The sequence below is a fragment of the Flavimobilis rhizosphaerae genome (assembly GCF_014852685.1).
GTDB lineage: Bacteria > Actinomycetota > Actinomycetes > Actinomycetales > Cellulomonadaceae > Flavimobilis > Flavimobilis rhizosphaerae.
On sequence record NZ_JACZDF010000002.1, the window covers coordinates 65,027 to 78,902 of the forward strand.

Consider the following 13,876-nt stretch of genomic DNA (forward strand, 5'->3'; position numbering starts at 1 on the left):
ACGGACACCCGGCATGCGTATCCTCACTACCGAGTGCGACCACGACACGTTCGACGCCGAGCAGGCCGTCGCTGACGCGGCGGGTGCCGAGCTCGTCGTCGCCCAGGCGTTCGACGACGACACGCTCGTCGCCAACTGTGCTGACGCGGACGCGATCCTCGTCCAGTACGCCCAGATCACGGCCGAGGTCATGGACCGGCTGCCGCGCCTCAAGGCGATCGGCCGCTACGGCGTCGGCGTCGACTCGGTCGACGTCGCCGCGGCGACCGCGCGCGGCATCGCCGTGTGCAACGTGCCCGACTACGGCACGGAGGCCGTCTCCGACCACGCGATCGCGATGGCCCTCGCCGTCGCCCGCGGCATCCCGCGCCTCGACCGCGGTGTCCGCGCGGGGTCGTTCGACCTCGTCGCGGTCCGTCCGCTCTACCAGACCCGCGAGCGCGTCTTCGGAGTCCTCGGCCTCGGCCGCATCGGTGCCGCGACCGCCCGTAAGGCGGCAGGCCTCGGCTACGAGGTCATCGGCTACGACGTGGCGGCCCCAGAGGGCGCCGAGACGTTCCACGGCGTGCGCGTCGTGAGCCTCGACGAGCTGCTCCGCCGCTCGCAGGTGCTCTCCGTCCACACGCCGCTCACCGACGAGACGCGGGGCCTCGTCGGCCCCGCCCAGATCGCCACCATGCGGTCCGACGCGATCATCGTCAACACCGCGCGCGGCGGCATCGTCGACAACGACGCGCTCGTCGACGCGCTCCGCGAGGGCCGTCTCGCGGGCGCGGCGATCGACTGCCACACGACCGAGCCGATCCCCGCCGAGGACCCGCTGACGGCGTTCGACAACGTCGTCCTCACCCCGCACCTCGCGTGGTACTCCGAGGAGTCCTACGTCGAGCTCAAGCGCCGCACGATCGCGAACGTCGTCGACGTCGTCGCAGGGCGCCACCCCCGCGACATCCTCAACCCGGAGGTCCTCGGGGCCCCGGGCCGCAACGCGGCGTTCGGCAGCGCCACCGAAGGAGCAACCCGATGAGCACCATGAGGGCCGCCGTGTGGACGGCCACCGACACCGCCGAGGTCCGCGAGATCCCGCGGCCCGAGGTTCCCGAGGGCTGGGCACTCGTGAAGATGGCGTACAACGGCATCTGCGGCACGGACCTGGCGATCTACCACGGCAAGCACCCGCGCGCGCAGCACGGTCTCGTGCCGGGGCACGAGATGTCCGGCTGGATCGTCGAGCCGGGCGGCTCAGGCCTCGCGGAGGGCACGCTCGTCGTCGTCGAGCCGCTCATCTCGTGCGGCGACTGCCGCGCGTGCCGCACGGGCGCCGCGCACGTCTGCAACCGTCTCGGCCTCTACGGCATCGACACCCCGGGTGGCATGGCCGAGTATGTCGCCCTTCCGCCCCACACGCTCCACGCCGTCCCCGGCGGCGTCGACGCGCGCCTCGCGGCGCTCGTCGAGCCGCTCGCGGTCGCCGTCCACGCGGTCGCGCTGTCCGGCATGGAGCAGGGCGACACGGTCGCCGTCTTCGGCGCGGGTCCCATCGGAGTCCTCACGGCGCTCGTCGCGCGCGCCGAGGGCGCGGGCCGCGTCGTCATCACGGAGCCGTCGCCGTGGCGACGTTCCGTCGCGGAGTCGTTCGGCCTCGACGTCGTGCCCGAGGGCTCGACGATGACGGCGACGCTCCACGCGCTCACGGGCGGCGAGGGTGCGGACACGACGTTCGACTCGGCCGCGCACCCGTCGGTCGCGGCCGAGCTCACGGACGCGACGCGCGTCCTGGGTCGCATCGTCATCGTCGGCGTCTACAAGGAGCCGACGGCGCTCAACCTGCGCGACGTGTGCTTCAAGGAGCAGTCGATGGTGGGTGTGCGCGTCTACACGACGGCTGACGTCACGCGCGCGATCGAGCTGCTCGCGTCGGGCGTCCTCGGCCTCGAGAAGTTCCCGACGGTCGCGTACGACCTTGCCGACGTCTCGGCGGCGTTCGACGCCGCGACCTCGGGCGCGGACGCGCTCAAGGTGCTCGTCACCCCGCTGAAGGACGGAGCCGACCGATGACCAGCATGTTCTCCCTCGAAGGCCGCACGGCGGTCGTCACGGGCGGTGGCCGGGGCCTGGGTCTCGGTATCTCGAAGGCGCTGCTCGACGCGGGGGCTGACGTCGTCGTCCTCTCGCGCGGCGGCGTGCCGGACGAGCTCACCGCGCACGCGGCGGACGCGGGCCGGGCCGTGCACCACTACGCGGTGGACCTCGGTGACATGGACGCGATCGAGGAGGTCGCGTCGGCGGTCCTCGCGGACCACACGGTCGACATCCTCGTCAACAACGCGGGCACGCAGGACCGTTACCCGGCGGTCGACTTCCCGCTCGACGCGTTCGACGCGGTGCTCGACGTCAACATGCGGGCGGTCTTCCGGCTGTGCCAGCTCTTCGGCCGGCCGATGCTCGAGCGTGGCTACGGCAAGATCGTCAACGCGGCGTCGCTGCTGACGTTCCAAGGCGGGCTCAACGTCGTCGCGTACGCGGCGTCGAAGGGTGCCGTCGGGCAGATCACGAAGGCGCTGTGCAACGAGTGGTCGGGCAAGGGCGTCAACGTCAACGCGGTCGCGCCGGGCTACATGGCGACGGACATGAACGAGGCGCTCCTCGCGGACCCGGTGCGGCTCGAGCAGCTCTCGGTGCGCATCCCGGCGGGCCGCTGGGGGACGCCCGAGGACATGGGTGGCGCGGTCGTCTTCCTGGCGTCGCGTGCGTCGGACTACGTCCACGGCCAGACGCTCGCGGTCGACGGCGGCTGGCTGGCCCGCTAACCCCACTTCCGCGAGATAGCGCTCCCGGGACGAGATAGCGCGAGATGCGCGCTATCTCGTCCGCGGGACGCTATCTCGGGGGTAGGACGCCGGTCGTCCTGGGGCTCAGGGACCGGTGCACGCAGGGCTCCACGACGACGGTCGTGGAGCCCTGCGTCATGCCGAGCGGCACGACGCGACCGTGCCCGGAGGTCCCATGCATCTGACCCGTCCGGGTGATGGTGTGGAGGTGTGGACCTCACGACGATGAAGCGCCGGACGACCTCCGGCCTGCTCGATGACCGCATCGCTCTCGCTGCCGCGCCCGACCTCGACGCGCGCGTCTACGACGAGCTCGCCCACGACCGCTCGGCGCTCGTCCGCCGCGTGCTCGCGGAGAACGACGCCGTCCCGCGCGACGTCCTCGTCGAGCTCGTCGCCGCGGACCCCGACCTCGCCGAGGTCGTCGCGCTGCGCCCGCAGGCGCCCGCCGCGCTCAAGGAGCCGTTGCCCGTCACGGAGCACAGCCCTGAGTCGATCGACGTCTACAGCGCGGACCGCGGCGCGTGCCCGGCCGTGCGCGTCGGCCTTCAGGAGGCCCGCTCGACGTACACGTCGGAGACCCTCGGCGAGGCGTACGCGCGGCTCACGAGCCGCTGACCCCTCTCGCGAGATAGCGACTCCGGGACGAGATAGCGGGTGTGGCGCGCTATCTCGTCCGACGAGCGCTATCTCGCGGGTTTGGGAACCGTTAGGGGAGCTCTCGTTCCGTCTCCAGGAGGTGGGCCTGGGTGAGGGTGCGCGCCTCGTCCTGGTTCCCTCGCGCCACCGCGTCGAGGATCTGGGTGTGCCATGCGTGCGCCCGCGCGTCCGCGTCCGGCACCGCCTGGCCGCGCCACCTGCGGTGACGCGTCGTGCGGCCCGCGAGGGCGTCGAGCAGCGCCGTGAGCACCGGGTTGCCCGACCAGCGCGCGAGCGCGCCGTGGAACGCCATGTCGGCGTCGAGGAAGGCTTCGTGGTCGCCGTCGGTCAGCGCCGCCGACGCTCGCGCGAGCGCCTCGCGCGCCGCCGACGCCGCATCGTCGTCGGACCTGCGCGCGGCCGCCGCGGCGGCCTCGCCCTCGAGCAGGCGCCGCACCGCGTGCGTGTCCCGCGCGTGCCCCGCGCCCTGGAGCTCGACGAGCAGCCCGACGGGTCCGAGCAGCCGCTCGGGCGCGAGGCTCGACACGTACGTGCCGTCGCCCTGCCGGACGTCGAGCACGCCGAGGACGGCGAGGGCGCGCACGCCCTCGCGCAGCGACCCGCGCGACACCTCGAGGTGCTCGGCGAGCTCGGCCTCGACGGGCAGGCGGTCGCCCGCGGCGAGCTCGCCGTCGAGGATCATGCGCGTGATCGAGTCGACGACGCGGTCGGTGCGTGACATGGGTCGATCATCCACGACGAGCGCGCGCCTCAGGCGAGCGTCGCCGCGACGGACTCGGCCGCGGTGCCCGCGGCGACCGCGGCGCGCGCGGCGTCGGCGTGACGCTCGCTCCAGTAGGCGCCGTCGGGGTAGCTGTAGTCGGCGGCGGACGCGGGGTACATCTCGGTCGAGTAGCCGGGCTTCGACGGCAGGCGGTAGCGGGCGTTCTCGACGACGACGGGGTCGGTGAAGTGCTCGTGGAGGTGGTCGACGAACTCGGTGACGCGTCCCTCCATGGAGCCGGAGATCGCGACGTAGTCGAGCATCGACGCGTGCTGGACCATCTCGCACAGGCCGACGCCGCCCGCGTGCGGGCAGACGGGCTTGCCGAACTTCGCGGCGAGGAGCATGACGGCGACGATCTCGTTCATCGACGCGAGGCGGCCCGCGTCGAGCTGGACGAAGTCGATCGCGTCGGCCTGGAAGAACTGCTTGAACATCACGCGGTTGTGGCAGTGCTCGCCGGTCGCGACGCCGACGGGGCCGACGCCCTTCTTGATGGCGGCGTGGCCGAGGACGTCGTCGGGGCTCGTGGGCTCCTCGATCCACAGGAGGTCGAACTCCTGCATGGCGTTCACCCAGTCGATCGACTGCTGGACGTCCCACACCTGGTTGGCGTCGATCATGAGGTGGCGGTCGGGGCCGAGGATCTCCCGGGCGATGCGGGCGCGGCGGATGTCGTGCTCGAGGTCGAGGCCGCACTTGAGCTTGACGTGCTGGTAGCCCTCGTCGACGGCTTCCTGCGCGAGGCGGGCCATCTTCTCGTCGGAGTAGCCGAGCCAGCCGGCGGACGTCGTGTAGCAGGGGTAGCCGACCTCCTCGAGGTGGGCGATGCGCTCGGCCTTGCCGGCCTCCTGGGCGCGGAGGAGCTCGATGGCCTCGTCGCGCGTGAGGGCGTCGGAGAGGTAGCGGAGGTCGGCGACGTCGACGAGCTGCTCGGGTGTCATGTCGGCGAGGAGGCGCCAGACGGGCTTGCCGGCGAGGCGGCCGGCGAGGTCCCAGGCGGCGTTCATGACGGCGGAGAGGGAGAGATGGACGACGCCCTTCTCGGGTCCGAGCCAGCGCATCTGGGCGTCGGACGTGAGGTAGCGGTAGGTGCCGCCCATGTCGGCGACCATCTCGTCGACGTCGCGGCCGAGGAGGTGCGCGGCCTGCTGGCGGGCGGCGGAGGCGACGATGTCGTTGCCGCGGCCGGTCGTGAAGGTGAGGCCGTACCCGGCGAGGGGCTGGCCGGCGGCGTCGGTGCCGTCGGTGCGCAGGACGACGTAGGCGGCGGAGTAGTCGCCGTCCTTGTTCATGGCGTCGGAGCCGTCGGCGGTGAGGGAGGTGGGGAAGCGGACGTCGTGGACCTCGACGTGGGTGATGCGGGCCATGAGGTGTCCTTCGTCGGTGAAGTGGGCTGACACGAGCGTAGCAATCATCTGACGATTAGGGGAATCCTCCGGTTGCGATCGGCGGAACCGGCGCCCTAATGGGCTATAGATCTGATGACTTCTCGCGTACGCTCGCCGCTCTTCCGCTCCGCGCCCTCGCAGCAAGCCCCCGCCTCAAGCACCTCGCCCCCTTCGGCGCTGGCTTCGACGGCATCGTCCCCGCCGCGCTCGCCGCCGCGCTCGCCGCCGCGCTCGCCGCCGCGCTCCCCGCCGCGCTCGCCGCCGCGCTCCCCGCCGCGCTCGCCGCCGCGCTCGCCGCCACGGGCACTGCCCCGCGACGACCGTCAACCCCGACCTCGACGACCTCACGCCACGACAGACGTTCGGCCTGGACCGCTGACCCCCACGGGCGTCCCCGCGTATCGTGGGGGCGCCCGCTCCGGGCACCGCGCCGACGCCCGTCCCAGGAGACACCCGTGCCCGACCCCACCGCGACCGCCCCGCCCGTCGAGGCGATCGACCGCGCGCTCGTCCTCCTCGAGACCCTCGCGAGCGCCGGGCCGGGCGGCTTGTCCCTCGCCGAGCTCGCCGTGACCACCGGCCTCAACAAGACGACCCTTCACCGGGCCCTCGCCGCGCTGCGCCACCGCGGCTTCGCCGACCAGGACCCGTCGTCGGGCACCTACGCGCTCGGCGCCGCGGCCGTCGGCCTCGGCGACGCTTTCCTCCGTGAGGACAACCTGCCCGGCCTCCTCCATCCCGCGCTCCTCGCGCTGTCGCGCGCCGCGGGCGAGCTCGTCCACCTCGGCGTGCTCGTCGGCACGAGCATCGTCTACCTCGACAAGGTCGAGCCCGAGCGTTCGGTGCGCGTCGTCTCCGCGATCGGCCGCCGCAACCCCGCGGTGACGACCGCGCTCGGCCGCGCGCTGCTCGCCGCGCGCGGTGTCGACCGCGACGCGTTCGGTGCGTACACCGTCGGGCACGAGGACATCGCCGAGCGCGCGTGGCACGAGGTGCGGGCAGCGCGCAGCCGCGGCTACGCGGTCGAGGACCGCGAGAACGAGCCGGACATCGCGTGCGTCGCCGTCGCGCTCGTCCGCGCGGGCGCGCCCGTCGCGGCCGTGAGCGTCACCGCCCCCGCCGCACGCATGGGCGCGGAGCGCGCTGCTGAGCTCTTCGGCGAGATGACCCGGGTGCTTCCCCCGCTCCTGCCCGCCGGGATCGCCCTGGCGGGTTGAGCGTCCGCCGGCGCTCCCAGCCGCGGCTGGTATGTTCGGCGCATTCCGCCGCCGCCTCGACGAGGAGCCCCCATGCCCGTCGCACCCCGCCCCACCGGACCTGCCCGCCGCACGCGGCTGCTCGCGCTCGGAGCCGCCGCGACCGTCGGTGTGCTCGCGCTCGCAGGCTGCACGAAGAGCGAGGAGGCGCCCGAGCCGCTGACGATCGACGTCGTCGGCGGGGCGTTTCCCGACGCGCTCGAGGCCGGCATCCTCGAGGTGCTCGGCAAGAACCTCGACACGGGCTACTCGACGGCGATGCTCGACGACGGCGCGATCCTCGTGCCGGGCTCGAGCGACGGCGTCGTCGACGACTCGGTGGGGGTCCTCGACCCGACGACGGGCGAGGTCGACTGGGTCGTCACCGCTGACGTCGCCGAGGGCACCTACGTCATGCCCGGCGACGTCACCGAGCGGTGGGTGACGTGGTCCGTCGAGAGCGACGAGGGCGTGACGCCCGAGGACGCGATCCCGTTCGTCTATGCGCTCGACCGTGAGTCCCAGAAGACGTACGTCCTCGCCGACGGCACGAGCGAGGGCGGCTTCGCGCCCGGGACGACGGGCAGCCGCGTGCTCATCGCGGGCGACCTCGCAGTGTGGGAGGGGGCGCTCCCGGTCGAGGGTGCGGACGGTGCCGCCGGCGGCGGCACGGGATCTGATGAGGGGGAGTCGGGCGACGACGCGACGGATGCGGACGAGCTGCTCGACGGCGAGGAGCTGCCGCTCGACGAGGGCGACCCCGTGACGTCGTCCGTCTTCGCGCGTCCGCTCGACGCGAGCGGCGGCGTCGTCACCGTCGCCGCCGAGGCGGGCGCGCTCGTCCGCGACGACTGCCTCGACGGCTCGCCGATCACGGCGCAGGTGACGACGGACGTGACGGCCGAGCGGCGCACCGTGACGGCGGAGGGTGCGCTCGGGGCGGTTCTCGCGCCGCTCGCTCTCGGGGACGGCGAGGAGGTGTCGCTGCGCTGCGGTGCGGGCGGTGCCGTCGAGACGTACTCGGAGGACGGTGGCGTCGCCTCGAAGGTGGTGCTGCGCGGCGGGGAGCGGGACATCGTGCTCATGGGCGACGGCGTCGCGGACCTCCAGGTCGTCGGGATGACGACGGAGTGGGCGGCCGTGTGGGTCGGTGACCTCGACACCGCGCTCGGGCAGCAGCTCGTCGTCCACCGTCCATCGGGCAAGGTCTTCTCGCTCGGCGAGTCGGAGTCGCAGCTGCTTGTCGTGCGTCCGGGCGTCGTGGCGTTCGGCGGGCCGGTCGACCTGGCGTCGCTCGGCGAGGAGGGGCTCGAGGACGAGGGGCTCGAGGACCTGGGTGAGGCCGGCGACGACGACGGCTCCGAGCCGGAGGCCACCGAAGGGGAGGCCGGCGGGAGTGACGGCGGGTCCGAGGAGTCGTCCGACGAGGCGTCCGACGACGCGTCCGCGACCGAGGGTGATGTCGAGATCGTCGAGGAGGACGACGTCGACCCGGAGGGTGAGGATCTCTTCGAGGACGACTTCTCGGGCGGTGCGCTCACGACCGTCGGGCGTCTGGTGGCGCCGAAGGCCTGAGCCGCCGCGCGGCGGCGTGACGTGGACGACCCCGGGAGGGCTTGCCTCCCGGGGTCGTCCCATGTCATCCTTGTTTCGTTCAGCGACATCTTCATTTCGGAGAGCGAAATGGCAACGAAGCCGTTGCCGGAAGGACGGGACATGACCTCCCCCACCCCCCAGCAGGTTCTCGACACCCTGAGCGCCGGCCGCCTCGTGCCCGTCGTCGTCCTCGACGACGCCGCCCACGCCGACCCGCTCGCCGCCGCGCTCGTCGCCGGCGGCCTCCCGGTCGCCGAGGTCACCTTCCGCACCGCCGCCGCCGCCGACTCCATCCGCGCCATGGCCGACCGCGGCGACATCGTCCTCGGCGCCGGCACCGTCCTCACCCCCGCCCAGGTCGACACCGCCGTCGCAGCCGGCGCCTCCTATGTCGTGAGCCCCGGCCTCTCCCGCGCCGTCGTCGAGCGCTGCCAGGAGCACGGCATCCTCGCGCTGCCCGGCGCCGTCACCGCGACCGAGATCCAGGCCGCCCTCGAGCTCGGCCTCACGACCGTGAAGTTCTTCCCCGCCGGCACCTCCGGCGGCGCGCCCGCCATCAAGGCCCTCGCCGCGCCCTTCGGCGGCGTGCGCTTCGTCCCCACGGGCGGCGTCGGCCCCAAGAACCTCGCCGAGTACCTCGCGATCCCCGCTGTCGCTGCCGTCGGCGGCTCGTGGATGGTCCCCGCCGACCTCGTCCGCGCCGGCAAGTTCGACGAGGTCGAGCGCCTCACGGCCGAGGCCGTCGCGCTCGCTGCCGCCTGAGCACCACCACCTCCGAAGAAAGAGTGACATCGATGTCCACCCTTCCCCCCGAGATCGCCGCCCTCAACATCCGCCCGGCCTCCGAGTGCCGCTACGACGCCGTCTCCCTCGGCGAGGTCATGCTCCGCCTCGACCCCGGCGCCGGCCGCATCCGCACCACGCGCCAGTTCGCCGCCTGGGAAGGCGGCGGCGAGTACAACGTCACCCGTGGCCTGCGCCGCGCGTTCGGCCTCCGCACCGCGGTCGTCACCGCGCTCGCGGACAACGAGGTCGGCCGCCTCGTCGAGGACCTCATCCTCCAGGGCGGCGTCGACACCCAGTTCATCCAGTGGCGCGACTACGACGGCATCGGCCGCACCGTCCGCAACGGCCTGAACTTCACCGAGCGCGGCTTCGGCGTCCGCGGCGCCGTCGGCGTCTCCGACCGTGGCCTCACCGCCGCGTCGCAGCTCGGGCCGGACGACGTCGACTGGGACCACCTCTTCGGCGAGCTCGGCGTCCGCTGGCTCCACACGGGCGGCATCTACGCCGCGCTCTCCGAGACGTCCGCGCAGACCGTCATCGCCGCTGTGACGGCCGCGAAGAAGCACGGCACGATCGTCTCCTACGACCTCAACTACCGCCCGTCGCTGTGGAAGTCCATCGGCGGCATCGACAAGGCGCGTGAGGTCAACCGCGAGATCGCCCAGTACATCGACGTGATGATCGGCAACGAGGAGGACTTCACCGCCTCGCTCGGCTTCGAGATCGAGGGCGTTGACGAGAACATCTCCGAGATCGAGGTCGACTCCTTCGCGAAGATGGTCGAGACCGCGGCCGCCGCGTTCCCGAACTTCAAGGTCGTCGGCAACACCCTGCGCACCGTGCACTCCGCGTCCGACAACGACTGGGGCGCGCTTGCCTGGTCGCGCGACACGGGCATCGTCCACGCGACGATGCGTGAGCACCTCGAGATCTTCGACCGCGTCGGCGGCGGCGACTCGTTCGCGTCCGGCCTCATCTACGGCATGCTCGACGGCCAGCCGCTCCAGACGGCCGTCCAGTACGGGGCCGCGCACGGCGCCCTCGCGATGACGACCCCGGGTGACACGACGATGGTGACGAAGGCCGAGGTCCTCAAGCTCGCAGGCGGCGGCTCGGCCCGCGTCGACCGCTGACCCGTCCCCTCCCCACCCCCCCACCCGGGAATCCGCGCAGATGGTCGCTCCCAGGAGCCATCTGCGCGGATTCCCGGGACGACTCCCTGCCGCCGGAGGTCTCCCGGCCGGCAGGACAACCTCCCGCAGGGCGCGCACCCGGTGGGAGGGACGGCCTCGCCGAGGTGGTCACGGTGAGGCCGGAACGTCGGGCCGCTGACACGGCCCCTCCTGTGGCCGACGGACCCGAGACCGTCGGCCCCGGACGGCGCCCCCCGAGTACGCGCGGGGGGCGCCGTCGTCGTCTCCGACGGGTCGACGCTTTCCCTCCGTCGAACGGGGTGGAGGCGTCGATCGGTCCGAGGATCCTGGCGGGGCGGGCGGTAGCGTGAGGCATGACCTCGACGCCAGGATCCGACGGCCAGCTCTCCTTCGACCTCGACGGGCGCCGCGCGCTCGTCACCGGCGGCGGAACCGGCATCGGCCGGACCGTCGCGCTCGCGCTCGCCCGCGCGGGCGCGGACGTCGCCGTGACGTTCCGGACGCACGACGGCGAGTCCGTCGCCGACGAGATCCGGGCGCTCGGCCGACGGTCCGCGGCTTTCGCGCTCGACGCGACCGACGAGCACGCGGTGCGCGACGTCGTCCCCCGGGCGGCCGATGCCCTCGGCGGGCCCGTCGACACGCTCGTCAACAACGCGGGCGGCCTCGTCGGGCGCGTGGCGATCGGGGAGATGAGCCTCGACCACTGGCGGAACGTCATGGACGTCAACGTCACGTCGGCGTTCCTCGTGACGCGCGAGGTCATGGCGACGATGCCCGACGGCGGACGCATCGTCATGCTCGGCTCGATCGCGGGGGAGACCGGCGGATCGACGGGCTCGGCCGCCTACGCGGCGTCGAAGACCGCGCTCGAGGGCCTCACGCGCGGGCTTGCGCGCGAGCTCGCGCCGCGCGGCACGACCGTCAACCTCGTCGCGCCCGGGTACATCACGGACACGCCGTTCCACGAGACGTTCTCGACGCCCGCCAAGCGCGCCGCGACCGTCGAGGGCATCCCGCTCGGCCGCGCGGGCCACCCCGACGACGTCGCAGCGGCGGTCCGCTGGCTCGTCTCACCCGCGGCGTCGTTCGTCACGGGCACGATGACCCACGTCAACGGTGGTGCCTGGTTCTAGGTCGGCCGCGGCTCCACCTCTCCTGACACGTGGGCCCCGAGCACCGTTCGACGGCGCCTGCACGCCACGAGCCGTTGAGGTCTGTCAGCTCGGGAGCGCGCCCAGCGGCACGTTGTAGCCGTGGAGCGCTGCGGTGCCGTCGTCGGCCAGGTCGAGCGTCGTCACCGTGCCGTTGCCGAGGTACGGCATGACCGTCCGGAACGTCGTGGGGTCGATGCCGAGGAGGACGCACAGGACGAGGCGCGTCGTCATCGAGTGCCCGACGACGAGGACGCGCCCGTCGGGGTGCGCTGCGCAGACGTCGCGGAAGGCGGCGGCCGCGCGCCCGACGACCTCGAGGCCGTTCTCGCCGCCAGGGAACGCGCGCTGCATGGGGTCGGCGAGGTGCGCGGCGAGCTCGGCCGGCATGTCGACCTCCATGTCCGCGCGCGTGCGCCCCTCGGCGACGCCGAAGTCGACCTCCGCGAGGCGCGCGTCGATGCGCAGGTCGAGCCCGCACGCGTCGGCTGCGGGCCGTGCGGTCTCGACGGCACGCGTGAGCTGGGAGGACACGATCGCGTCGAGCCCGGCCGACGGCGCCCACGCCGCGAGCTGCTGCGCCTGGGCGCGCCCGAGGTCGGTGAGCCCGACGTCCGACGAGCCCGCGTAGCGCGGACCCTCGTGCCAGACGGTCTGGCCGTGGCGGACGAGCAGGAGCGTCGTCATCACTCGCCTCCCGGGAAGCCGAGCTGGCGCCACGCCTCGTAGATCGCGATGGACGCGGAGCTCGTGATGTTGAGCGAGCGGCGCTGCGGCAGCATGGGGATGCGCACTTGCGCGCTGATGCGCGGGTGCGCGAGGACCTCGGGCGGCAGGCCTGTCGGCTCGGGGCCGAAGAGGAGGACGTCGTCGTCGCGGTAGGCGATGTCGCTGTAACGGTCGGTCGTGTGGGTCGTGAACGCGAGGATTCGGGCGTCGCCCCACGCGGCGATCGCGGTCTCGAGGTCCTGGTGGACCGTGACGAGCGCGAGGTCGTGGTAGTCGAGGCCGGCGCGGCGCAGCTTGGGCTCGGAGAGGTCGAAGCCGAGGGGTTCGACGAGGTGGAGCTCGGCGCCGGTCACGGCCGCGAGGCGGATCGCGTTGCCGGTGTTCTGGGGGATGCGGGGCTCGAAGAAGGCGATGACGGGCACGCTCCATGGTCCCACGCGCCGCGGGAGTGTCGGTGGCCGGGGCTAGGGTCAGGGGCATGACGACGTCGTCCTGGACCGCCGACCCCGCCCGTTACGAGACCGCCACGTTCCGCCGCTGCGGGCGCTCAGGCCTCGACCTGCCCGCCCTGTCCCTCGGCCTGTGGCACAACTTCGGTGACACCAAGCCGTTCGACGAGCAGCGCGCGGTCGTGCGCCGCGCGTTCGACCTCGGCATCACGCACTTCGACCTCGCGAACAACTACGGTCCGCCGTACGGTTCCGCCGAGGAGAACTTCGGCCGCATCCTCGCGAAGGACTTCCGCGCGTACCGCGACGAGCTCGTCATCACGTCGAAGGCGGGCTACGACATGTGGCCGGGCCCGTACGGCGACGGCGGCTCGCGCAAGTACCTGCTCAGCAGCCTCGACAGGTCGCTCGAACGCATGGGCCTCGACCACGTCGACATCTTCTACTCCCACCGTCCCGACCCGTCGGTGCCGATCGCGGAGACGATGAGTGCGCTGCACACCGCGGTGACGTCGGGCCGTGCGACGTACGTGGGCCTGTCGAACTACACGCCCGCACAGACCCTCGAGGCACACCGGGTGCTCGCGGAGATGGGCACGCCGCTGCTCGTCCACCAACCGAGCTACTCGATGTTCAACCGTCACGTCGAGCTGCCCGACGCGGGCTCGAGCCAGGACGCCGACGCGGCCGAGGCGGGCGCGTTGTTCGCGCCTGCGCCCGTCGGGCGTCCGCTGCTCGACGTCACCGACGAGCTCGGCATGGGCGTCGTCGTCTTCTCGCCGCTCCACCAGGGCCTGCTCACCAACCGGTACCTCGACGGCGTGCCTGAGGGGTCTCGTGCGGCCGTCGGCCACTTCCTGCGGCCCGAGCGCATCACTGACGACTACCTGCGTCGCATCCGCGGCCTTGCCGAGATCGCCGACGCGCGCGGACAGTCCGTCGCGCAGCTGGCGCTCGCGTGGGTGCTGCGGGACCGCCGCGTGACGTCCGCGATCATCGGGGCGAGCTCGGTCGCACAGCTCGACGACAATGTCGGCGCGCTCGCGGCGCCCGTGTTCACGGACGACGAGCTCGCGGCGATCGACGAGCTCGCGGAGCACGGTGCGGTCTGAGGCCACAGGATCGATC

At 72.9% G+C, this 13,876-nt stretch carries 14 protein-coding genes; 10 read left to right on the top strand and 4 right to left on the bottom strand.

Annotation, left to right across the window (positions count from 1 at the left end; all coding sequences use genetic code 11):
* Positions 1-13: 13 nt before the first annotated feature.
* The 4 genes from IGS67_RS03635 to IGS67_RS03650 all read left to right on the top strand — a co-directional run bounded on the left by IGS67_RS03635 (position 14) and on the right by IGS67_RS03650 (position 3,449).
* Entirely contained in the window at positions 14-1,027 is a 1,014-nt protein-coding gene (locus tag IGS67_RS03635) for a C-terminal binding protein (protein WP_192278015.1), read from the top strand.
* Entirely contained in the window at positions 1,024-2,058 is a 1,035-nt protein-coding gene (locus tag IGS67_RS03640; RefSeq protein ID WP_192278017.1) for a zinc-dependent alcohol dehydrogenase, read from the top strand. The genes IGS67_RS03635 and IGS67_RS03640 overlap by 4 nt, the downstream gene beginning before the upstream one ends.
* Positions 2,055-2,810 (top strand): SDR family oxidoreductase, encoded by a 756-nt coding sequence (locus IGS67_RS03645; protein WP_192278019.1) that lies wholly within the window; start codon positions 2,055-2,057, stop codon positions 2,808-2,810. Before IGS67_RS03640 ends, IGS67_RS03645 begins: the two co-directional genes overlap by 4 nt.
* Positions 2,811-3,041: 231 nt before the next feature.
* Positions 3,042-3,449 carry a hypothetical protein gene (locus IGS67_RS03650; RefSeq protein WP_192278021.1) on the top strand — a complete coding sequence of 136 codons (408 nt, stop codon included), beginning with the start codon at positions 3,042-3,044 and terminating at the stop codon, positions 3,447-3,449.
* 91 nt (positions 3,450-3,540) lie between these two features.
* On the opposite strand, the gene IGS67_RS03655 is transcribed toward IGS67_RS03650, so the two are convergent.
* A complete protein-coding gene (locus IGS67_RS03655; RefSeq protein WP_192278023.1) occupies positions 3,541-4,212 on the bottom strand; it encodes a FadR/GntR family transcriptional regulator in 672 nt (223 codons plus the stop codon).
* Between the two features lie 29 nt (positions 4,213-4,241).
* The gene (locus IGS67_RS03660; RefSeq protein ID WP_192278025.1) at positions 4,242-5,624 is read right to left on the bottom strand and encodes an enolase C-terminal domain-like protein; all 1,383 of its coding nucleotides are present in this window, start codon (positions 5,622-5,624) and stop codon (positions 4,242-4,244) included.
* 98 nt (positions 5,625-5,722) lie between these two features.
* Between IGS67_RS03660 and IGS67_RS03665 the strand changes: the two genes are divergently transcribed.
* The 5 genes from IGS67_RS03665 to IGS67_RS03685 all read left to right on the top strand — a co-directional run bounded on the left by IGS67_RS03665 (position 5,723) and on the right by IGS67_RS03685 (position 11,552).
* Positions 5,723-6,862, top strand: a complete 1,140-nt coding sequence (locus IGS67_RS03665) for an IclR family transcriptional regulator (protein WP_192278027.1) — start codon at positions 5,723-5,725, stop codon at positions 6,860-6,862.
* Positions 6,863-6,934: 72 nt separating this feature from the next.
* Positions 6,935-8,455 (top strand): hypothetical protein, encoded by a 1,521-nt coding sequence (locus IGS67_RS03670; RefSeq protein ID WP_192278029.1) that lies wholly within the window; start codon positions 6,935-6,937, stop codon positions 8,453-8,455.
* A gap of 141 nt (positions 8,456-8,596) precedes the next feature.
* Positions 8,597-9,238 (top strand): bifunctional 4-hydroxy-2-oxoglutarate aldolase/2-dehydro-3-deoxy-phosphogluconate aldolase, encoded by a 642-nt coding sequence (gene eda / locus IGS67_RS03675; protein WP_192278031.1) that lies wholly within the window; start codon positions 8,597-8,599, stop codon positions 9,236-9,238.
* A gap of 32 nt (positions 9,239-9,270) precedes the next feature.
* Positions 9,271-10,395, top strand: coding sequence for a sugar kinase (locus tag IGS67_RS03680; protein WP_192278033.1), 1,125 nt, complete (start codon positions 9,271-9,273; stop codon positions 10,393-10,395).
* A gap of 374 nt (positions 10,396-10,769) precedes the next feature.
* Positions 10,770-11,552, top strand: a complete 783-nt coding sequence (locus IGS67_RS03685; protein WP_192278036.1) for an SDR family NAD(P)-dependent oxidoreductase — start codon at positions 10,770-10,772, stop codon at positions 11,550-11,552.
* Between the two features lie 84 nt (positions 11,553-11,636).
* On the opposite strand, the gene IGS67_RS03690 is transcribed toward IGS67_RS03685, so the two are convergent.
* Positions 11,637-12,257 (bottom strand): histidine phosphatase family protein, encoded by a 621-nt coding sequence (locus tag IGS67_RS03690; protein ID WP_192278038.1) that lies wholly within the window; start codon positions 12,255-12,257, stop codon positions 11,637-11,639.
* Entirely contained in the window at positions 12,257-12,721 is a 465-nt protein-coding gene (locus IGS67_RS03695) for a tRNA (cytidine(34)-2'-O)-methyltransferase (RefSeq protein WP_192278040.1), read from the bottom strand. The genes IGS67_RS03690 and IGS67_RS03695 overlap by 1 nt, the downstream gene beginning before the upstream one ends.
* A gap of 56 nt (positions 12,722-12,777) precedes the next feature.
* On the opposite strand from IGS67_RS03695, the gene IGS67_RS03700 reads away from it, so the two are divergent.
* On the top strand, positions 12,778-13,860 hold the full coding sequence (locus tag IGS67_RS03700) for an aldo/keto reductase (protein WP_192278042.1): 1,083 nt from the start codon (positions 12,778-12,780) through the stop codon (positions 13,858-13,860).
* Positions 13,861-13,876 lie beyond the last annotated feature (16 nt).